Annotated in this window: 21 protein-coding genes; 12 read left to right on the top strand and 9 right to left on the bottom strand. The window is 64.9% G+C overall.

Annotated features, from left to right (window positions below; translation table 11 throughout):
- Nucleotides 1-12 precede the first annotated feature (12 nt).
- The gene (gene recR / locus ACXJ1Z_RS13570; protein ID WP_463777330.1) at nt 13-609 is read right to left on the bottom strand and encodes a recombination mediator RecR; all 597 of its coding nucleotides are present in this window, start codon (nt 607-609) and stop codon (nt 13-15) included.
- A 53-nt stretch (nt 610-662) separates the two neighbouring features.
- Here recR and fmt point away from each other — a divergent pair, with 53 nt between their 5' ends.
- Nucleotides 663-1,571, top strand: coding sequence for a methionyl-tRNA formyltransferase (gene fmt / locus ACXJ1Z_RS13565; protein WP_463777329.1), 909 nt, complete (start codon nt 663-665; stop codon nt 1,569-1,571).
- A gap of 9 nt (nt 1,572-1,580) precedes the next feature.
- Here fmt and ACXJ1Z_RS13560 read toward each other — a convergent pair whose 3' ends face one another.
- Complete coding sequence (locus ACXJ1Z_RS13560) at nt 1,581-2,111, bottom strand: cupin domain-containing protein (RefSeq protein ID WP_463777327.1); 531 nt, start codon at nt 2,109-2,111, stop codon at nt 1,581-1,583.
- A gap of 100 nt (nt 2,112-2,211) precedes the next feature.
- Here ACXJ1Z_RS13560 and truA point away from each other — a divergent pair, with 100 nt between their 5' ends.
- Nucleotides 2,212-2,979, top strand: coding sequence for a tRNA pseudouridine(38-40) synthase TruA (gene truA / locus ACXJ1Z_RS13555; RefSeq protein ID WP_463777326.1), 768 nt, complete (start codon nt 2,212-2,214; stop codon nt 2,977-2,979).
- Nucleotides 2,980-3,081: 102 nt separating this feature from the next.
- A complete protein-coding gene (locus ACXJ1Z_RS13550; protein WP_463777324.1) occupies nt 3,082-5,496 on the top strand; it encodes a putative bifunctional diguanylate cyclase/phosphodiesterase in 2,415 nt (804 codons plus the stop codon).
- A gap of 78 nt (nt 5,497-5,574) precedes the next feature.
- Here ACXJ1Z_RS13550 and cobS read toward each other — a convergent pair whose 3' ends face one another.
- Nucleotides 5,575-6,558 carry a cobaltochelatase subunit CobS gene (cobS, locus tag ACXJ1Z_RS13545; RefSeq protein ID WP_463777322.1) on the bottom strand — a complete coding sequence of 328 codons (984 nt, stop codon included), beginning with the start codon at nt 6,556-6,558 and terminating at the stop codon, nt 5,575-5,577.
- 209 nt (nt 6,559-6,767) lie between these two features.
- Here cobS and ACXJ1Z_RS13540 point away from each other — a divergent pair, with 209 nt between their 5' ends.
- The 5 genes from ACXJ1Z_RS13540 to ACXJ1Z_RS13520 all read left to right on the top strand — a co-directional run bounded on the left by ACXJ1Z_RS13540 (nt 6,768) and on the right by ACXJ1Z_RS13520 (nt 10,092).
- The gene (locus ACXJ1Z_RS13540; RefSeq protein ID WP_463777321.1) at nt 6,768-7,196 is read left to right on the top strand and encodes a VOC family protein; all 429 of its coding nucleotides are present in this window, start codon (nt 6,768-6,770) and stop codon (nt 7,194-7,196) included.
- Between the two features lie 26 nt (nt 7,197-7,222).
- The gene (locus ACXJ1Z_RS13535) at nt 7,223-7,900 is read left to right on the top strand and encodes a glutathione S-transferase family protein (RefSeq protein ID WP_463777320.1); all 678 of its coding nucleotides are present in this window, start codon (nt 7,223-7,225) and stop codon (nt 7,898-7,900) included.
- Between the two features lies 1 nt (nt 7,901).
- The gene (locus ACXJ1Z_RS13530; RefSeq protein WP_463777319.1) at nt 7,902-8,651 is read left to right on the top strand and encodes a DUF1428 domain-containing protein; all 750 of its coding nucleotides are present in this window, start codon (nt 7,902-7,904) and stop codon (nt 8,649-8,651) included.
- Between the two features lie 79 nt (nt 8,652-8,730).
- Nucleotides 8,731-9,357, top strand: coding sequence for a glutathione S-transferase family protein (locus tag ACXJ1Z_RS13525; RefSeq protein WP_463777317.1), 627 nt, complete (start codon nt 8,731-8,733; stop codon nt 9,355-9,357).
- A 45-nt stretch (nt 9,358-9,402) separates the two neighbouring features.
- Nucleotides 9,403-10,092 carry a prolyl hydroxylase family protein gene (locus ACXJ1Z_RS13520; protein ID WP_463777316.1) on the top strand — a complete coding sequence of 230 codons (690 nt, stop codon included), beginning with the start codon at nt 9,403-9,405 and terminating at the stop codon, nt 10,090-10,092.
- 20 nt (nt 10,093-10,112) lie between these two features.
- Here the strand turns inward: ACXJ1Z_RS13520 and ACXJ1Z_RS13515 are convergent, their stop codons facing one another.
- Complete coding sequence (locus ACXJ1Z_RS13515) at nt 10,113-10,628, bottom strand: DUF1003 domain-containing protein (RefSeq protein ID WP_463777315.1); 516 nt, start codon at nt 10,626-10,628, stop codon at nt 10,113-10,115.
- Nucleotides 10,612-12,228, bottom strand: coding sequence for a lysine--tRNA ligase (locus tag ACXJ1Z_RS13510; protein WP_463777314.1), 1,617 nt, complete (start codon nt 12,226-12,228; stop codon nt 10,612-10,614). The genes ACXJ1Z_RS13515 and ACXJ1Z_RS13510 overlap by 17 nt, the downstream gene beginning before the upstream one ends.
- 164 nt (nt 12,229-12,392) lie before the next feature.
- On the opposite strand from ACXJ1Z_RS13510, the gene ACXJ1Z_RS13505 reads away from it, so the two are divergent.
- Nucleotides 12,393-13,274 (top strand): mechanosensitive ion channel family protein, encoded by an 882-nt coding sequence (locus ACXJ1Z_RS13505; protein ID WP_463777313.1) that lies wholly within the window; start codon nt 12,393-12,395, stop codon nt 13,272-13,274.
- Here ACXJ1Z_RS13505 and ACXJ1Z_RS13500 read toward each other — a convergent pair.
- Both ACXJ1Z_RS13500 and ACXJ1Z_RS13495 read right to left on the bottom strand, forming a co-directional pair.
- Entirely contained in the window at nt 13,253-13,540 is a 288-nt protein-coding gene (locus ACXJ1Z_RS13500; protein WP_463777311.1) for a DUF2218 domain-containing protein, read from the bottom strand. The two genes, ACXJ1Z_RS13505 and ACXJ1Z_RS13500, sit on opposite strands and share 22 nt — an antisense overlap.
- The gene (locus ACXJ1Z_RS13495) at nt 13,537-13,971 is read right to left on the bottom strand and encodes a PadR family transcriptional regulator (protein ID WP_463777310.1); all 435 of its coding nucleotides are present in this window, start codon (nt 13,969-13,971) and stop codon (nt 13,537-13,539) included. The genes ACXJ1Z_RS13500 and ACXJ1Z_RS13495 overlap by 4 nt, the downstream gene beginning before the upstream one ends.
- Between ACXJ1Z_RS13495 and ACXJ1Z_RS13490 the strand changes: the two genes are divergently transcribed.
- From ACXJ1Z_RS13490 to ACXJ1Z_RS13480, 3 genes are read left to right on the top strand one after another with little or no spacing between them, the layout of a single operon-like run.
- Nucleotides 13,933-14,400: a hypothetical protein gene (locus ACXJ1Z_RS13490; protein ID WP_463777308.1), complete on the top strand. Its 468-nt coding sequence runs from the start codon at nt 13,933-13,935 to the stop codon at nt 14,398-14,400. The two genes, ACXJ1Z_RS13495 and ACXJ1Z_RS13490, sit on opposite strands and share 39 nt — an antisense overlap.
- A complete protein-coding gene (locus ACXJ1Z_RS13485) occupies nt 14,387-17,143 on the top strand; it encodes an ATP-dependent DNA helicase (RefSeq protein WP_463781254.1) in 2,757 nt (918 codons plus the stop codon). The genes ACXJ1Z_RS13490 and ACXJ1Z_RS13485 overlap by 14 nt, the downstream gene beginning before the upstream one ends.
- Nucleotides 17,140-17,697, top strand: a complete 558-nt coding sequence (locus tag ACXJ1Z_RS13480) for a SixA phosphatase family protein (RefSeq protein ID WP_463777306.1) — start codon at nt 17,140-17,142, stop codon at nt 17,695-17,697. The genes ACXJ1Z_RS13485 and ACXJ1Z_RS13480 overlap by 4 nt, the downstream gene beginning before the upstream one ends.
- A gap of 8 nt (nt 17,698-17,705) precedes the next feature.
- On the opposite strand, the gene ACXJ1Z_RS13475 is transcribed toward ACXJ1Z_RS13480, so the two are convergent.
- The gene (locus tag ACXJ1Z_RS13475; protein ID WP_463777304.1) at nt 17,706-18,134 is read right to left on the bottom strand and encodes a MerR family transcriptional regulator; all 429 of its coding nucleotides are present in this window, start codon (nt 18,132-18,134) and stop codon (nt 17,706-17,708) included.
- Nucleotides 18,131-18,481, bottom strand: coding sequence for an integration host factor subunit alpha (locus ACXJ1Z_RS13470; RefSeq protein ID WP_463777303.1), 351 nt, complete (start codon nt 18,479-18,481; stop codon nt 18,131-18,133). Before ACXJ1Z_RS13470 ends, ACXJ1Z_RS13475 begins: the two co-directional genes overlap by 4 nt.
- Nucleotides 18,482-18,522 lie beyond the last annotated feature (41 nt).

The raw sequence follows: 18,522 nt of genomic DNA, 5'->3' as shown, positions 1-18,522 counted from the left end.
TGTCAGCGGCGTTCAGGTGACCGGGCGCCGCGCCCTGATCGCCTGCGCCAGCGTACCCTCGTCGAGGTAGTCCAGTTCACCACCAACCGGCAGGCCATGCGCCAGCTGGGTGATGCGCAAGGGGAAGCTCTCCAGCCGTTCGGCGATGTAGTGCGCGGTGGTCTGGCCTTCGAGCGTCGCGTTCATGGCAAGCACCACCTCGTCGATGCCGCCCTCCTCCACCCGCGCGAGCAGGCGATCCACGCTGAGGTCTTCCGGCCGCACGCCATCGAGCGCCGACAACCGTCCACCCAGCACGTGGTAGCGGCCGGTGAACAGGCGCGCGCGGTCTAGCGCCCACAGGTCGGCCACTTCCTCGACCACGCACAGCGACCGTGCATCACGGCGCGCGTCGGTGCAGATCGCGCATGGGTCGCTGGTGTCGATGTTGCCGCAGACCTGGCATTCGACCAGTGCGCCCTGCACGGCTTCGAGAGCGTCCCGCAGTTGCACCAGCGCGGTTTCGCGGCGCTTGATCAGCCACAACACCGCGCGGCGGGCCGAGCGCGGGCCCAGGCCGGGCAGGCGCGAAAGCGCGGCGGCCAGGGTCTCGATCTCTTGCGATGCCATGGTGTGCCAGATAGGGGTTGCGCCCCTCCTACGGCAAGAACAAACCGGAACACATGCGCATCATCTTCATGGGAACGCCCGACTTCGCCGTGCCTGCGCTGGTCGCACTGGTGGAGGCGGGCCACGAAGTGGTCGCCGCCTACACCCAGCCGCCGCGCCCCGGCGGGCGGCGCGGGCGCGAACTGACCCCCTCGCCGGTGCAGCGCGAGGCCGAGATGCGCGGAATCGCCGTGCGCCATCCCACTTCGCTCAAGGGCGCAGAGGAACAAGCCGCCTTGGCGGCCCTCGACGCGGATCTTGCGGTGGTCGCCGCCTATGGCCTGATCCTGCCACAGGCGGTGCTTGATGCGCCGCGCCTCGGTTGCCTCAACATTCACGCGTCGATCCTCCCGCGCTGGCGGGGAGCGGCTCCGATCCAGCGCGCGATCCTGGCGGGCGATCCCACCACCGGCGTCACTATCATGCAGATGGAAGCCGGGCTGGATACCGGACCGATGCTTGCGACCTTGCGCACGGTGATCGATCGCAAAACCGCGGGGGAGTTGACCCAGGAACTCGCCGAGCGGGGAAGTCAGCTACTGGTCGGCACCATCACCGACCTGGCGCATCATCGCAAAGTCCAGCAGCCCGACGACGGCGTCACCTATGCAAGGAAGATCGACAAGGCCGAGGCGCGGATCGACTTCGGCGCCGACGCCATGCAGGTCGAGCGACAGGTACGCGCCTTTGCCCCCTCCCCCGGCGCATTCTTCGAGCTGGAGAATGAACGGTTCAAGGTTCTGGCGGCCGACGTCGTCGACGGCGCGGGTGAGCCCGGCATCGTGCTGGACGACGGCCTGACGATCGCCTGCGGCACAGGTGCGATCAGGCCATTGACGGTCCAGCGCGCGGGCCGGCCCGCCATGACGACGGCTGAGCTGTTACGTGGCAAGGCGATCGCCACGGGTACACGCCTGGGCTGACGTCGTGGCTTAGACTTTCTCGGGCATCTTGCGTACCGGCGGAGCTTCGGTCGCCCAGCGGTCACGCGAATCCAGCATGCGGCCGGCGGTCTTGTCCCACGCGGCCGCGGGCTTGTCCTTGATGCGGATGGCAAAGGCGTCGGTCGCCCGAAACTCCAGCACTTCGGCGCCTTGCGGACCGGCGGTGTAAGCGTAAGGCACGTCGCTGCCGACGAAGAAACCATCCCCCGCCACCAGGGTCTCCTTGCCCAGATCGATGCTACCGGCGACGATGTAGTAGAGGCAGTCGCAATCATGCGTATGCAGCGGCAGGGGAAAGCCGCTCTTGAGCCAGAGCCGTGCCAGGCTCATGCCCGGACGGCGATAGGGCACGTCGACCTGTTCGCCACCGCTTTCCAGCATCTGAGGATACCGCGCGAGCGTTGCCAGCATGTTGGGCGTGTCGCCTTCGGGCGTCATGCACTGGCATTCGGCGAGCGAAGGCGCGTCACCGCCGCGAAAGATCTCGAAACGCGGGCGCTGGCTGTCATCGATGGGCATCGTGGGGGGCTCTCCTGACCGAGCGGCATCGTGCCATCGGTCGCGCGTGCCGCCAAGCCCTGGATTGCGCCACGCGCGTGGTTCTGTATCGGCTCGAAGCATGACCCGTTTCGCGCTGACTCTCGAGTTCGATGGCCGTCCGTTCATGGGCCTGCAGCGCCAGGCGCATGGCCCCTCGGTGCAACAGGCGATAGAGGAAGCCGTCTTCGCCATGACCGGCAAGGTTGCGGCGGTGCATGCCGCCGGTCGCACCGATGCGGGCGTTCACGCACTGGGCATGTGCGCGCACGTCGACATCGCCAGGCCGTTCACGCCATTCCGGCTGATGGAGGCGCTCAACGCCCTGCTGCGACCGGCGCCGATCGCCGTGCTGGCGTGTCGGGTGGTGCCGGACGACTGGCATGCGCGCTTCAACTGCATCGCCCGGTCCTATGAGTACCGCATCATCAATCGCCGCGCCCCGCTGACTATCGAACGGGGCCGCGCCTGGCAGTTGCCGCATCCACTCGATACACATGCGATGCACGACGCGGCACAGATCCTGGTCGGCATTCACGACTTCACGACGTTTAGATCGGTCCATTGCCAAGCAAAAAATCCGGTCAAGGCGATCGACCACATGACCGTGACGCGCGATGATGACCGAGTGACTATCGCGGTCGAAGCCAGGAGCTTTCTACATCATCAGGTCCGTTCGATGGTCGGCTGTCTTGCGCTGGTTGGCAGTGGCCGGTGGGACCGCGCCCGGATGCAGGCCGCGCTGGATGCACGCGATCGTAGCGCGCTGGGCATCAATGCTCCGCCCGACGGACTTTACTTCGTGAGCGCCCGCTATCCATCCATCCCGGAACATACGGATGGAGCCTAAAGCGATTTGCTCATCTTAATTAGCGAAACTTAGGAAAGGCACTGTGACGATCCGTCCTTTGCACGGGTGACCTGTCAAAGGTCCGGAAGATGGTGAGCGTCCATGCAGGCAGCCAGGCATATCCTGAATCGCTTCGCCAGCTGGCCGGTGTGGCGGCTCGACCTCGTTCGCCATGAAGTCGCTGAGTGTGATCGCGACTGGTACGCACGCTGCCGAATCGAACAGTTCGCCCGCTATCCCTGGCTGCTGGTGGACGCGCTGCGTGGTCTTTTCGCCCTGTGGTTTCTGTCACCGGCGCCGGATCTCGTGGTGAGTTTCGCGGCGGTCGCGCTGATCGCGCTGTCGGTTGTGGAACTCGCTTTGCGTCGGGTGCTGGACCGGTCCTTCATCGACGTTCGGCGCCAATTGCGGCGCATCCGGGCCTTTCTGATCTGCCGCGCGGTTGTCTGGTCCATCATTGGCGCGGCGATGTTGCGCCACGCCGGGCCGAACATCGCGACCGTCATGATCTTTATCCTGGGTGCCCTGCTGTTCGACATCCTGTGCACCATTTCACTGCCGTTCACGGGTCTGGTCGCCGGCTCTCTGCTATTGCTCGGTCCGGCGAGCGCCTTGCTTGCGATGCCGGGCATCGATCCGGCGCTCGTGCTGGCGACGATCGCGCTGTCTATCGTCGGCTTGCATCACGCGATTTTCCATTTGCACTACCTGTTCGCCACGCGCCGGTTGCGCACTCATCGGCTGCGGCTCGCCAACGAGACGATCCGCCTGCTCCTCAAGCAATATGACGAGCATAGCGCCGACGCCCTGGTCGAGGTCGATCGTGATGGTCTCTTGCGGCGCCCGTCCACCCGCCTTGCCGAGATGCTCGGGCGCCCGCCCGAAGCGCTAGAGGGGATCGAGTTTGCTTCGCTGTTCGAGCCCGGACCGCATCGCAGCGCCTTGCTGACAGCGGCGCGGAACCAGCTTCGCTTCCGCAATCAGGTCGTGCCGTTGCGGGTAGCAGGCGAGCGGCACTGGTGGACGGTTTCGGGCGGTACCGCGATCGCCGCGGACGGGCACGACGAAGGTTTTCGCTGCTTCGTGCAAGACATCACCGAACAACGCGCCAACGAGGAGCGCATCCGGATCATGGCGATGCGCGACAATCTGACCGGGCTGGTCAATCGTGCCGTGTTCACCGATCGGTTGGCCGATGTCCTGGCAAAATGCGCGCCGAACCGGGATTGCGCGGTGCTGTTCATCGACCTCGATTCGTTCAAGCTGGTCAACGACACGTACGGTCATGCAGCAGGCGACACCGTCCTGATCGAGGTCGCGCAGCGCATCGAGAGTCTGCTGAGTCCCGACATGATCGCCGCGCGCCTCGGAGGGGACGAATTCGCCGTACTCGCCTGGAACGTGACCGACCACGAGGATCTGGAGCGGCTGGGCGCGGCGATCGTCGCCGAGTTGTCGAAGCCGATCGTTCGCGAGGACGTGATTCTGCCCTGCGGGGCCAGCGCCGGACTGGCGATCGGCCCCGACCACGGCCGGATCGGCAAGACCCTGCTGCGCTCTGCCGATATCGCACTTTACGAAGCCAAGTCACGTGGGCGGGGCGTGTGCGTCCTGTATCATCCGCGCTTGCTGCTGGAATTGCAGGAGCGCCGCCAACTGGAAATGGACTTGCGCGTCGCACTCGAACGCGGCGAGTTCGAAGTATGGTATCAGCCGCTTATCGACATCGCCTCGCGCCGGACGACGGGCTATGAGGCGCTGTTGCGCTGGCACCATCCGAAGCGGGGCCTGGTGCTACCGACCCAGTTCATCGCGCTGGCGGAGGAAACCGGCCTGATCGTCCAGATCGGCGAGTGGGCCTTGCGCGAAGCATTGCGCGAAGCGGCGACCTGGCATGAAAACCTGACGATAGCGGTGAATGTCTCTCCGGCTCAGATGCGCGGTGACGCGTTACTGGGTCAGGTGGTGGGCGCCCTGGCAACCAGCGGCGTTTCACCAAGCCGCCTGGAACTCGAGATCACCGAGACGCTGCTGATGGAGGACTGCGAGACGCATTTGCGCACCCTGCATCGGTTGCGCGCACTCGGCGTTCGGATCGCGCTGGATGACTTCGGCACCGGGTTTTCCTCGCTCAACTACCTGCGCCGGTTTCCATTCGACAAGCTCAAGGTCGATCGCTCGTTCGTCAGCGATATCGTCATGGAGCCGCAGAGCCGCGCGATCGTCGATACCGTGCTGTCGCTCGCGCGCGAGTTCCAGATGAAGACCACGGCCGAGGGAATCGAGTCCGAGGCGCAGCTTGCCGAACTGAACGCGATGGGCTGCAGCCAGGCGCAAGGTTTTCTATTCGCCAGGCCGCTGCCCACCTCGCGCATACCCGCCGCGCATCGCAAGGCGCCTGGGGATGCGGATCAAGATGTGATCGTCGATGCGGCCGAGTGGCTGCTGGCACATGGCTTCGAGTTGCCAGTACCGGACAACGATATCCGGATCGCCGCGGATCGCCGCCGCCGATAGCGTGCTGCAGACCAGCCTTTCGACAGGCCAATCGCTCGCCCAGGCCGACCACTCAGATGATGCCGGCCTGTTGAGAACTCAGGCCTTGGCGACGACGCTTTCGGGCAGTTCGGTACCGAACACGCGCTGGTAGTATTCGGCCACCAGCATCCGCTCGGTCTCATCGCACTTGTTGAGGAACGACAGGCGGAACGCGAAGCCGACGTCCTTGAAGATCGCGGTGTTCTGCGCCCAGGTGATCACCGTGCGCGGGCTCATGACGGTCGAGATATCGCCGTTCATGAAGCCCTGGCGGGACAGGTCGGCGACCTTGACCATGTTGCCGATGGTCTTGGCATCGACCCCCGTCACCTTCTTGGAAACGATCTCGCTCTCGATCTTCTCTGGCAGGTAGTTGAGCCCGACGACCATGTTCCAGCGGTCCATCTGGCCCTGGTTGATCGCCTGGGTGCCATGATAGAGACCGGACGTATCGCCCAGACCCACCGTGTTGGCGGTGGCGAACAGGCGGAAGTTTGGATTGGGCCGGATCACCCGGTTCTGGTCCAGCAAGGTCAGCTTGCCTTCCGTCTCGAGCACGCGCTGGATCACGAACATCACGTCTGGACGCCCGGCGTCGTATTCATCGAAAACCAGCGCCACGGGATGCTGCAGTGCCCAGGGCAGCAGGCCTTCGCGAAACTCGGTGACCTGCAAGCCATCGCGCAACACGATCGCATCACGGCCGATCAGGTCGATCCGGCTGATGTGCGCATCGAGGTTGATGCGAATGCACGGCCACTTCAGCCGCGCAGCGACCTGCTCGATGTGCGTCGACTTGCCGGTGCCATGAAACCCCTGCACCATCACCCGGCGATTGAAGGCAAAGCCGGCAAGGATCGCCAGCGTGGTATCCGGATCGAAGACATAGCTGCCGTCCAGGTCTGGCACACGCTCGTCCGCTTGCGAGAAAGCGGGCACTTTCATGTCGATATCGATGCCGAACGTCTCGCGCACGCTGACTTCGATGTCGGGCGCGTCGAGGATGGTACGGTCGCGGCTGTCTGCTTGAAGGTCTGTCATCGCGATTACCGCTAATGGACGCGGCGCTGTGCTGCAACTGCGATTAAGGGCTAAATCGCACGCCTGACGCTTGGTCAGCGCCGGATCGATGCACCGCGTTGCGTCCATGACATGCCGCATCGCGATCAGCACGCGGTTGCCTTTTACCGCCGTGGTGCCACGATCCTGAAAAAGCCGAATCGGGGCAGGTTACGAGAGGGACTTATGCAATGAGCCGGATGATTTTCGTCAATTTGCCGGTGGTAGATCTAGTCAAGGCCAAGGCGTTCTACGAAGCGATCGGCTTTACCAATAATCCGGCGTTCAGCGACGAAACCGCCGCCTGCATGGTATGGTCCGACGCAATTTACGTGATGATCCTGAGCCATGCGAAGTGGGCGACGTTCACCGATCGCCCGATCGCCGCGTCAGGGTCGAGCGAGGTCGCGCTCTGCCTCGCGTTGGAAAGCCGCGACGAAGTGCAGGCGATGACCAGGGCCGCTGGCGCGGCGGGCGGCATTATCGATGTGAACCCCGCGCAGGATCACGGCTTCATGATGAGCCGCAGCTTCACCGATCTCGACGGCCATGTATGGGAGCCGATGTGGATGGACCCGGCTGTTGCGTCCGGCCAAGCGCCGCCCGCGCCCTCCGCCTGATATGCCATCGAGACCGGAGCAAGACGATGCCGATCGATGCGACTGCCCCAATCGAGATCACCGCCTTTGACTGGGTCCCCCGCTTTGCGCGTGGCCACGTGCGCGATCTTCGCCCACGTTGGGCTTGCGAGGAGATGGACCTTGCCTATCGCGAGCGGCTGATCAGTGCGATCGACCGGCCGGACTGGTACTTTCACGAACAGCCTTGGGGTCAGGTACCGCATCTGCGCGATGGCGATATCGCCGTGTTCGAAAGTGGCGCGACGCTGTTGTACCTGGGCGATAAAGGGGGCCTCACGCCCGCTGCCGGCCAGGCGCGCGAAATGGTGACAAGCTGGCTGTTTGCGGCCTTCAACAGCGTCGAGCCATCGGTGTTCGAATGGTCCAACGTCTCGATCTTCGCCAGGGACGAGGAGTGGGCCCAATTGCGACGCCCCTCGCTGATACGGGATCTGGGCGGAAGGCTCGACCGTCTGCAGGATGCGCTCGGATCGCGCGAATGGCTGGCGGAGTCGTTCTCGATCGCGGACATCGCCATGGTCACGGTGCTGCGCGCCCTCGACGGCTCCGGCCTGCTGGACGCACGCCCCTCGCTTGCCGGTTACGTCGCGCGCGGCAGCGATCGAGCGGCGTTCAGGACGGCGATGGCAGCGCAGCTCGCCGTGTTCGATGCCCATCCGCGACGGCAGGAGCAGGAGACCTGAGATGGCCTATTTCGACAGCTATGTGACCGCCGTTCCTACCACGGGAAAGGACAGCTACCTTCGCTATTGCCGCACCGGTCATCCGGCCTTTCTCGAGCATGGCGCAACGCGCATCGTCGAAGGTTGGGGTGATGACGTGACCCATGGCAAGGTCACCGACTTCTACCGCGCCGTACAGGCGGAGGCGGACGAGGCGATCGCCTTCAGCTGGGTGGAGTGGCCCGACAAGTCCGTGCGAGACAAAGGCTGGGCCACGATGATGGACCCGGCCAGCCCCGATCCGCGCATCCGCCCGCAGCACAACCCGATGCCGTTCGATGGCCGCCGGATGATCCATGGCGGCTTCGAGGGGATCGTCGCGCGGGGCGATCATGGCAGCTTCCCCTACGTGCAAGGCTTCATGGTTCCGGTGCCGACCGCCAAGCGGGAGGCCTATACCCGGATGGCCGTGGATGCGTGGGACATGTTCCGCGGCTATGGCGCGCTGGCGGTGTTGGAAGCGTGGGGCAGCGATGTGCCGCACGGCACCATCACCGACTTCTATCGCGGCGTGAACGCCAGCGAGGACGAGAGCGTCGTGTTCTCGTACATGACCTGGCCTTCCAAGCAGGTCTGCCAGGAGGCGGCACGCAAGATGGGTGAGGCAGAGATGCCCTCAGACTTCGAGATGCCGTTCGATGGCATGCGGATGGTCTGGGGCGGGTTCGACGCCGTCATCGTCGCGGAAGCCGGGACGCGCTTGACGGATTAGCTGCGTTCCGTAAATGTTCCATCATGGACTGCAGACGCCCGGACCGATCGAACGCGCAGACCGTGACAGGAGAGTAACGATGGCGAGCTACACCTTCTTTACCAATCCGATGTCGCGCGGGCAGATCGCGCGCTGGGCGCTGCATGAAGTCGACGCCGACTACGAGCAGGTGCTGGTCGACTGGCAGGCTAAGCCCGACACGCTCCTTGCCGTCAACCCGATGGGCAAGGTGCCGACCATCGTCCATCATGCCGACACCGGCGATCGTGTCGTCACAGAAGCCGCGGCGATCTGCCTCTACCTTGCGGACATGCACCCCGATGCCGGTCTGCTGCCGCACGATGCCGAAAAGGCGGACTACTATCGCTGGACGCTCTTTGCCGCCGGACCGATCGAGCAAAGCATCACCTCGCGCGCGCTCAAGTTCGAACCGACGCCACAGCAGGAGGCGATGGCCGGCTGGGGCAGTATCGAGCGCACCATCGCGGCGCTCGATGGGTTTCTGTCCGGCCGCACATGGGTATGCGGGGATCGCTTCACCATGGCGGACGTATATCTGGGCAGCTCGGTCGGTTGGGGTGTGAACTTCGGAATCCTGCCGCCGACCCAAGCGCTGTCGGCCTATATCGAACGCATCGAGGCGCGCCCTGCCTACAAGGCCGCCAAGGCGATCGACAACGCGCTTATCGAAGATTCGCGAAAGTGACTCAAGCTAGGGCGCAACGCCGGCTTGGATCGAATACGGGAAAGAATGATGCCCAGCACCAACCGGGACGGCGCACGGCCGCGGCAGACGCCCGATCGCAAGGCCCTCTGCCAGGTGGGCAAGAGCGTGCGTGCGCGGCTGGCGCGTGACCCGAGTGTCTATAAAGTGCCGGTCGAGCGGGCGGAGATCTTCGCCGTGGGCGATTTCCTCGACGCCCGCGAATGCGCGCACCTGATCGCTCTCATCGACGAGGTGGCGCGTCCCTCCGAGCTTACGCGTGATATCGAGGACGATTATCGCACCAGCTATTCGGGCGATGTCGACCGCATGGATTCGGTGGTGCGCACCGTCGAGCGCCGGCTCTACGATCTGATCGGCATCGATTCGTCCTGGGGAGAGACCATCCAGGGCCAGCGCTATCACCCGGGGCAGCAGTTCAAGGAACACTGCGACTGGTTCGACACCAACCAGCCGTATTGGGCGAAGGAATACGCCAATGGCGGTCAGCGCAGCTGGACCGGCATGGTTTATCTCAACGACGTGGAGGAAGGCGGCGTGACCGACTTCACCCGCCTGGGTGTCACCATTCCCCCGCAGGCCGGGGCGCTGTTGTTGTGGAACAACAACTTGCCCGACGGCACGGTGAACTGGGATACGATGCATGCCGCGCTGCCGGTGACGAGCGGCGTCAAATACATCATCACCAAGTGGTTCAGGGGGCGTCGTTGGGGCTAGCCGCGCGAGTGCGCTAGGCGCTAGTCCTGATCATCTTGCTGGCCGAGTGCGTTGAGCAGCCTGTCGAAGCGGCGCTGCAGCCGGATGATCTCCAGCTGGGTGCGCAAGTTCACCTCGTAGTCGTGCCGCGCGGCGATGCGATCCTTCTGCGACTGCCGGTTCTGGCTCATCATGATCAGCGGCGCCTGGATCGCCGCCAGCATCGACAGCATCAGGTTCAGGAAGATGTAGGGATAGGCATCGAAGGCGTGCAGCCCGAAGTCTTCCAGGATGCGGCTGTTGATCAGCATCCAGCCCAGCAGCACCAGCATGAAGCCGACGATGAAACCCCAGCTGCCGCCCACCGCCGCGACCCGGTCCGCCAGGACTTGCCCACGGGTCGCGTGCAGTGCCGCCTCTTCCTGCGCGTCGAGATTCTCGATCTGACCGGACGCGATGCGTTCGAGCACGCGGCGCTCCTCGGCATCGACCTGATCGAACCGGCGGCCGAGCAGCTCCTGGCAGAGCGCCTCCGCCGTCTTAGGCGTGCTGCGCACCAAGCGCCTCCGCGATCAGCTTGCGGGTTTCGGGGATCCCGTAAAGCGCGATGAAGCTGCCCATGCGCGGCCCCTGGGCCGAACCCAGCAGCGTTTCATACAAGGCCTTGAACCAGTCGCGCAGGTTCTCGAACCCGAAGTCCTCGCGCTTGCCGATCTCGTACACCGCGTTCTGCAGCGTCTCCGCGGTCGCATCGGGCGCAGCCTTGGCAAGCTCCGCATCAAGCGCCTGCAAGGCTGCGGCCTCTTTCGGTGTCGGCGTGCGGCGCTTCAGCGTCGGCGCGATGTAGTCGCGATTGGTGGCAAGGGCGGCAGCGACCAGCGCCTTCAGATCCGGGTGCGCTTCGGGCGTGGCATCGGCGACATAGTTGGCAAGGTAGGACCACACCTGATCCTCCGTCGCATCGGCGCCCAGCACGCCGACCAGGTTGAGCAGCAGGCCGAACGTCACCGGCAGCGTATCACCGGCGCCCGCCTGCTCACCATTGGCGCGCAGCAGGTGCCACACCGGATTGCCCAGCTGCTTGTCGAGCTCCTGCGCGGCCAGATTACCGCGGAACTGCCAGTACTCATCCACTGCCTTGGGGATCACACCGATATGCAGCTGCTTGGCGCTCTTGGGTTCGCGGAACAGATAGAAGCCCAGCGATTCCTCGCTGCCATAGGTCAGCCACTGGTCGATGGTCAGGCCGTTGCCCTTGGACTTCGATATCTTCTCGCCGTTCTCGTCGAGGAACAGCTCGTAGATCAAACCCTCGGGCCGCCGGCCACCCAGCACGGTGGCGATCTTGGCCGATTGCGTGACCGAATCGGTTAAGTCCTTGCCGCACATCTCGTAGTCGACGCCAAGCGCCACCCAGCGCATTGCCCAGTCGACCTTCCACTGCAGCTTGGCCTGGCCACCGAACACCGACTGCTCGATGCGCCGCCCGTCGTCCTCGAAAGCGATCATCCCGGTCGCGGCGTCGAGCACCTCGACCGGCACCTGCAGCACCACGCCAGTGGTGGGCGAGACCGGCAGCACCGGCGAATAGGTGCGACGGCGCTCTTCACGCAGGGTCGGCAGCATCACCCCCATGATCGCATCGAAGTGCGTCAGCACGTTGGCCAGCGCACCATCAAAGGCGCCGGAGTTGTAGCGCTCGCTCGCCGATACGAACTCGTAGTCGAAGCCGAAGCGATCGAGGAATGCCCGCAGCATCGCGTTGTTGTGATGCGCGAAGCTTTCATGCTCACCGAACGGATCGGGAATGCGCGTCAGCGGCTTGCCCAGATTAGCGCGCAGAAGATCGGCATTCGGCAGGTTGTCGGGCACCTTGCGCAAGCCGTCCATATCGTCCGAGAATGCCACCAGCCGGGTCGGCGCGCCACCCGTCAGCACCTCGTAGGCGCGCCGCACCAGAGTGGTCCGCAAGACCTCCTGGAACGTGCCGATATGCGGCAGGCCCGAAGGCCCGTAGCCGGTTTCGAACAGCACCGGCTCGGGCTTGCCATCGGTGCCGATCTTGCCTTGCGGAAAGCGCTTGATGAGCTTGCGCGCCTCCTCGAAAGGCCAGGCCTTGGACTTCGCGGCAGCGTCGATAAGTGCGGTGTCTGTCATGATGCTGGTTCCTTCGCGCCAAAGCCGCGCTTTCGCAAGTGCGCAGGTCGGGTCCACCGCCGGGGAACATCGCCCTGCAAGATCGGTTTGCCTTTTTTGCGAGAAATAAGAATCGGTCGAGTTCTTTGAATTACCTGCAGACACTGCAAAACCAGATCGAGCGGATGACCCGTGGGTTCATCCAGGCGCTGCCCACGCTGGCAATCGCGATCATCATCCTGACGATCACCTGGCTGATCGCCCGCTCGGCGGTAAAGATTACCGATCGGCTGACAGTGCGCACGCACTTGCGCGAGGATCTCAAGCAGCTTCTCGACACGATGGTGCGGCTGGGCATCTGGATCATCGGGATCGTCATCGCGCTGACCGTGGCGATCCCCAGCTTCACGCCCGCCAGCGCATTCGCCGGCCTTGGCGTCGGCGCGCTGGCGATCGGGTTTGCGTTTCAGGACATCTTCGAGAATTTCCTGGCCGGGGTGCTGATCATGTTGCGTGAGAAGATGCGGATCAACGACCTGATCGAATGCCAGAGCATCACCGGGCGGGTAGAGCGCATCACCCTGCGCGAGACACACATCCGCCAGCTATCGAACGAATTGACGATCGTACCCAATTCGTTGCTGTTCAAGAATCCCGTCAAGATCCTTACCGACGAGGTCGTGCGCCGCGACGAGATCATGGTCGGCGTGAGCTACGACGCGGACCTGGAACGGGCGCAGCAGGTGATCCGCGACGCCGTACAGGGGCTGGAGAACGTCAACCCGGATCGGCCGGTGATCGTGCTGGCACGCACGTTCGGCGCCAGCTCGATCGATTTCCTGGTGCAATGGTGGGCACCCGTTATCGCACGCGACATGCGGCTGACCCGCAGCGAGGTGGTGATCGCGGTCAAGAAGGCACTGGACGCGGCGGGGATCGAGATACCTTTCCCTTACGTCACGAACACGTTCAAGGAGCCGCTGCTGCTCGAACGGTCGCCGCACGAGGGACGCGATCCTTCCTCCGAAGAGGAAAGATCGGCGGCTCAGGCCCAGACCCAGTCGTAACGCAGCGGTGCTTCGCGAAAGGCGAAGCGGTCGATGTGCTTGGCGACCACGTCCTTCAGGCGGTCGACCTGCTCGCGATCTTCGCCGCGCACCGAGACGTCGATCGCCTCGGGACCAGCCTTCATCGTCGCGACGGCACCGACGAAGGTGACGACGCCACAGTCGCCTTCAAGCTCGACCGGCATCTTGTGCGCCCAGTGCTTGCACAGCTGCTGAACGTACTTGCCCCCGCTGGTCGTGCGGACGTGAGCTTCGACTTCAGTCATGTTTCGATCCTTTCGATCTTGCGCGCGGCCTCGTCGATGATCTCGGCGACGGCCAACACGGTTTCGCGGCTGACGTTTTCGGCCGAAAGGCGGTCAAACAGCGCGGTCTTCATCGAGTGCATGGCGCGGCGGACCGGTGCAGGATCCGTCTTTTCGCGTGCTTGGGCCAGCGCTTCGAGCCGAGCGCGCAGGGCGGTGACGACCTGAGCCTGGGCTGCCAGTTGGGCACCGCCCTCGTCGCTGACGCTGTAGGCCTTGCGACTGCCGGTGGTATCCTGCGCCGCGATCACGCCCTGCTCCTCCATGAAGGTGAGCGCGGGATACACGATGCCAGGACTCGGAGCGTACTCGCCGCCCGAAAGCGTCTCGATCTCCTTGATGAGGTCGTACCCGTGGCGCGGCTGCTCCGCGATCAGCGACAGCAGCAGCAACTGCAACTCGGCCTGATCGAACAGGCGCCGGCGACGACCGCCTCCCCCAGGCCCACCACGGCCGCCATCGCGACCGTGCCCACCAGACCCGAAGTGCTTGCCGAAACCGCGGCCTTCGAACGAGCCCCGGCCAAAACCTGCGCGATCGGCCCCGTGGCGATGATGGCCTTGGTCTTGAATAAAATGTCTCACATTATTTCCTTGATGCTTTATGATGTCCTCAAGATATATCTTGTGTGTGAGATAGCAAGTGGCTGGATGTCGCAATTTGTCGCTACGTTTTCGGACGATCCTGAGCGCCGTGGTGCGATGCGGCAGATCAATCGTTATTTGTCAGCCACCGCCGCGCCGCGCGGCAGACTCACGTCATCAAGCCGCGTTTACTTTTCGTTCCTGCTTCCCCATCCTGTGCATGATGGATCCGCTTGATCTTCCCGCGTTGCATGCCAGCCATGCCGGCAGCTGGCTGCGCGACAACCGTGGCACCCGCGCGGTGAGCAAGGGCGAGGCGGTGACCATCGCCGCGGACACCCCGCTGCTGATGCTCAACGCACCGCTGGTGGCGACCCGGCTCGGCTATCCCGATCTTTCGGGGCTGGATCTGCTGGAACTGTTCGCCTTCATCCACCCGGCCCGCTTCGTTGTACCGACGCCCAAGGGCCTGGCCCACGCGCTCGACCTCGCCGAGCCTACCGACGATTCGCAAGTGCCGCTGCTGCTGCAGCACGCGGCCGCGGCCCTGCTTGCGACCTGCGCCGATCCCGCCTGGTCGGAGCGTGAGGGCGCGTGGAGCGCGCTGCAATCGCTTACTCGGCTGCGATGGCCCTGGACGGGGCCGCTGACCGGCCAGATCCCCCGCCCCGAACGCGCCGAGCGCTGGCTTTTCACCAAGCTGCCCGAGTGGGAGGAAGCCGGCGAACTGCCACAGCCACGACAGGTACAGATCGACGAAGCGGGCACCCTCACCCGCCTTGCTGAGCTGACCGGCACGTCTGCCGAGCAACGCCAGGGCCAGCGCAATTACGCCGTCCGCGCATCGGGCGTGTTTTCGCCGCGGCAGAAATCGGGCCAGCCGCATCTACTGCTCGCACAGGCCGGTACCGGCATCGGCAAGACGCTGGGCTATCTGGCGCCCGCTTCGTTATGGACGGGGCTATCGGGTGGGACCGTGTGGGTCTCGACCTTCACGAAGGCGCTGCAACGTCAGTTGCGTCAGGAAAGCCGCCGCGCCTGGCCCGAACGCCGTGCGGACGGTTCGCCGCCGGTCGTGGTACGCAAAGGGCGCGAGAACTACTTGTGCCTGCTCAACCTGGAAGACGCGCTGCAAGGCGGCTTCGCCGGGCGCGCCGCGATCCTGGCGCACCTGGTCGCACGCTGGGCCGCCTACACGCAGGACGGCGACATGATCGGTGGCGATTTGCCGGGCTGGCTGGGCACGCTGTTCCGCAAGCGCGGCATAACCGCGCTGACCGACCAGCGCGGCGAGTGCGTCTATGCCGGTTGCCCGCACTACCGCAAATGCTTCATCGAGCGCGCCTCGCGCGCCAGCGCGCGCGCCGATCTGGTGATCGCCAATCACGCCTTGGTGATGGTCAACGCCGCAAGAGGCCGTGACCATGCCGCGCGGCCCACCCGTATCGTCTTCGACGAGGGGCACCATGTCTTCGACGCCGCCGATTCGACTTTCGCCGCCGCCCTGACCGGCGCCGAGGCGATCGAGTTGCGACGCTGGGTGATCGGCCCGGAAAAAGCCTCGCGCGGGCGGCGGCGCGGATTGGCGGCACGGCTCGCCGATCTTGCCAGCTACGATGAAGCCGGCGGCCGCGCCGTATCGGCGGCGCGCGCCGCAGCCGAGGCCTTGCCGTCCGACGGCTGGTTGCAGCGGCTGGTCGAAGGCACGCCGTTCGGCCCGATCGAAGAGCTGCTCGCCGCCGTGCGCGCGACGGTCTATGCGCGCGACGAAAGCGGCGGGACGGAGGCTGGCTACGGCCTCGAAACCGAAGTGGCCGGCCTCGAAGGGGCATTCGTGGAACTGGCGCAATCCGCCCGCGTCGCCCTGGCGGAATTGCGCCAGCCGCTGATCAACATCGGCACGCGGCTCGAAGCCCTGCTGGAGGAACCGCCCGACTGGCTCGACAGTCAAGGCCGTCAACGCATCGAAGGCGCGCGATATTCCCTCAGCTGGCGGGTGGACCTGCTCGCCGCCTGGGAGGCGCTGCTCGGGCGACTGGGCGGTCCCGGCGATCCCGAGTTCGTCGACTGGCTGGCGATCGAACGCGGCGAAGCGCGCGAGTTCGATGTCGGCATCCATCGCCGCTGGTTGGACCCGATGAAGCCCTTCGCGCGCACGGTGCTGGAGCCTGCGCACGGCGTCGTGATGACATCGGCCACGCTGACCGATCGCACCGGTCGCGACGAGGAAGACTGGGAGGTCGCGATCGCGCGCAGTGGCGCCCCCCATCTCGGTGTCGTCCCCCAGATGTCCGCACACGAAAGCCCGTTCGACTATGCGGGGCAAGCCGAAGTGCTGATCGTCACCGACGTGCCGCGCGGCGATATCCCCGCGCTGGCGGGCGCCTACGGACGCCTGATCGAGGCTTCGGGCGGCGGGGTGCTGGGCCTGTTTACCGCGATCCGCCGCCTGCGCGCGGTGCATGGCCGCATCGCCGACCGGCTGGCACGCGGCGGGCTGCCGCTTTATGCCCAGCATGTCGATCCGATCGACACCGGCACTCTCGTCGACATCTTTCGCGATGATCCCGCCGCCTCGCTGCTAGGTACAGATGCCTTGCGTGACGGGGTGGACGTGCCCGGCCGCTCGCTGCGGTTGGTGGTGATGGAGCAAGTGCCCTGGCCGCGTCCCACCATCCTGCATCGCGCCCGCCGCCTCGCTGCCGGTGCGAGCGCCGGTTCCGGAGCCGGCGCACAGGCCTATGACGATGCGATCATCCGCGCGCGATTGGCGCAGGCGTTTGGCCGATTGATCCGCAGCAAGAACGATAGCGGCCACTTCGTCGTCCTCTCGTCCGCGTTCCCGTCGCGCCTGCTTACCGCGTTCCCCGCCGGGATCGCGATCCGGCGGGTGACCCTAGAGGAGGCCTTGCAACGCGTCGCCGCCCATGGTCTTGAGCCGGCGATGACCCAGCCAGACGCAACGGTTCCGCCAACATGAAAACCCTGGGCCTTTTTCGCCATGCCAAGTCGGACTGGAACGACGCGCGCCTGCGTGATTTCGACCGGCCGCTGAACCGGCGCGGACGCACCGGTGCCGGCCTGATGGGTGTGCATATCCGTGACCATGGCGTGTTGTGGAAGCGTATCCTCGCTTCACCGGCCGTGCGCGTGGCCGAAACGATAGAACTTGCCGCCGAAGCTGCCGGGCAGACGCCGCCGCTCAACTGGGATCGGCGCATCTATCTCGCCAGTTCTCCCACGCTGATGGAGCTTTTGCGCGAACAGGACAGCGATCGCGATGGCGCGCCCGAGACGATCCTGATGGTCGGCCACAATCCGGGCCTGGAAGACCTGATCTTTGACCTGGTGCCCGACGACGGCAGCAGCCCGTTACGCGACAGCGTGGAGGACAAGTTCCCCACCGCCGCTTTCGCAATCCTGGAATTGAGGATCGACGCCTGGCGTGACATCGAGGATGGCTGCGCCCGCCTGGTGCATCTGATGCGGCCGCGCGATCTCGATCCGCGACTCGGCCCCGAACCGCTCGACTGAGCCAGCAATCAGGCTTGCGCGAGCGCTCCGGCCAGATCGGCCCGGATAGCGCGCAGTTCGTCCAGGAGTGACGGCCCTGCCTTGGCCGCAAGATGGGCTGGCTCAGATGGCACTGCCGCAGGTTCGATCGCGGGATCCTTGCCCCGTCCGGCTTCGATCGCCAGCCGCGCGCCGCGCAAGGTGAAGCCTTCGTGATGGACCAGCCGGTCGATCTCGGCGATTAGCGCGATATCCTCGGGCCGGTAATACCGCCGATTTCCGCTGCGCTTGACGGGCTTCAACATCGGGAACTGTTCTTCCCAATAGCGCAGCACATGCTGCCTGATGCCAAGCGCGCGGGTCACTTCACCGATGGTGCGCAAGGCGTCGGGCGCCTTGCCGTCGTCGAAGGCGAGTTGCGGCATCGCGGCTGCGGGCTGGCTTTCGTCCTCGCTCATGCAGGCGGCGCCCCCTGGGCAATGCGCTCCTTCAGCATCTGGCTGGCGCGGAACGTCATGACCCGACGCGGGGTGATCGGCACTTCCACGCCGGTCTTGGGATTGCGGCCGACCCGCTCACCCTTGTCCCGCAGGAGAAACGTGCCAAAACCCGAGATCTTCACGTTTTCGCCGCTCGACAGCGCTTCACACATCAGTCGCAGCACAGCTTCGACCATGCCGAGCGACTCCGCTCGCGATAGCCCGAGCTTGGTGTGTATGGCTTCGGCAATGGCTGCTCGCGTTAGCGTCTCCGTGGAGCGCATCGATACCCTACCCTTATCCTGAGGATCCCCGAGCGCGACCATTAGAAAAAAACGCGACAAAATCAACAAATGTGCATGACGAA

It is taken from the genome of Novosphingobium sp. TK46, from assembly GCF_055361525.1.
The sequence above is the reverse complement of the archived record's forward strand: the minus strand, read 5'-3'. Positions and strand labels throughout refer to the sequence as shown.

What these genes read in the sequence shown, in the direction of transcription:
- recR (WP_463777330.1), bottom strand. Translation starts at nt 609, where the DNA reads ATGGCATCGCAAGAGATCGAGACCCTGGCCGCCGCGCTTTCGCGCCTG.
- fmt (WP_463777329.1), top strand. Translation starts at nt 663, where the DNA reads ATGCGCATCATCTTCATGGGAACGCCCGACTTCGCCGTGCCTGCGCTG.
- ACXJ1Z_RS13560 (WP_463777327.1), bottom strand. Translation starts at nt 2,111, where the DNA reads ATGCCCATCGATGACAGCCAGCGCCCGCGTTTCGAGATCTTTCGCGGC.
- truA (WP_463777326.1), top strand. Translation starts at nt 2,212, where the DNA reads ATGACCCGTTTCGCGCTGACTCTCGAGTTCGATGGCCGTCCGTTCATG.
- ACXJ1Z_RS13550 (WP_463777324.1), top strand. Translation starts at nt 3,082, where the DNA reads ATGCAGGCAGCCAGGCATATCCTGAATCGCTTCGCCAGCTGGCCGGTG.
- cobS (WP_463777322.1), bottom strand. Translation starts at nt 6,558, where the DNA reads ATGACAGACCTTCAAGCAGACAGCCGCGACCGTACCATCCTCGACGCG.
- ACXJ1Z_RS13540 (WP_463777321.1), top strand. Translation starts at nt 6,768, where the DNA reads ATGAGCCGGATGATTTTCGTCAATTTGCCGGTGGTAGATCTAGTCAAG.
- ACXJ1Z_RS13535 (WP_463777320.1), top strand. Translation starts at nt 7,223, where the DNA reads ATGCCGATCGATGCGACTGCCCCAATCGAGATCACCGCCTTTGACTGG.
- ACXJ1Z_RS13530 (WP_463777319.1), top strand. Translation starts at nt 7,902, where the DNA reads ATGGCCTATTTCGACAGCTATGTGACCGCCGTTCCTACCACGGGAAAG.
- ACXJ1Z_RS13525 (WP_463777317.1), top strand. Translation starts at nt 8,731, where the DNA reads ATGGCGAGCTACACCTTCTTTACCAATCCGATGTCGCGCGGGCAGATC.
- ACXJ1Z_RS13520 (WP_463777316.1), top strand. Translation starts at nt 9,403, where the DNA reads ATGATGCCCAGCACCAACCGGGACGGCGCACGGCCGCGGCAGACGCCC.
- ACXJ1Z_RS13510 (WP_463777314.1), bottom strand. Translation starts at nt 12,228, where the DNA reads ATGACAGACACCGCACTTATCGACGCTGCCGCGAAGTCCAAGGCCTGG.
- ACXJ1Z_RS13505 (WP_463777313.1), top strand. Translation starts at nt 12,393, where the DNA reads ATGACCCGTGGGTTCATCCAGGCGCTGCCCACGCTGGCAATCGCGATC.
- ACXJ1Z_RS13500 (WP_463777311.1), bottom strand. Translation starts at nt 13,540, where the DNA reads ATGACTGAAGTCGAAGCTCACGTCCGCACGACCAGCGGGGGCAAGTAC.
- ACXJ1Z_RS13485 (WP_463781254.1), top strand. Translation starts at nt 14,387, where the DNA reads ATGGATCCGCTTGATCTTCCCGCGTTGCATGCCAGCCATGCCGGCAGC.
- ACXJ1Z_RS13480 (WP_463777306.1), top strand. Translation starts at nt 17,140, where the DNA reads ATGAAAACCCTGGGCCTTTTTCGCCATGCCAAGTCGGACTGGAACGAC.
- ACXJ1Z_RS13475 (WP_463777304.1), bottom strand. Translation starts at nt 18,134, where the DNA reads ATGAGCGAGGACGAAAGCCAGCCCGCAGCCGCGATGCCGCAACTCGCC.
- ACXJ1Z_RS13470 (WP_463777303.1), bottom strand. Translation starts at nt 18,481, where the DNA reads ATGGTCGCGCTCGGGGATCCTCAGGATAAGGGTAGGGTATCGATGCGC.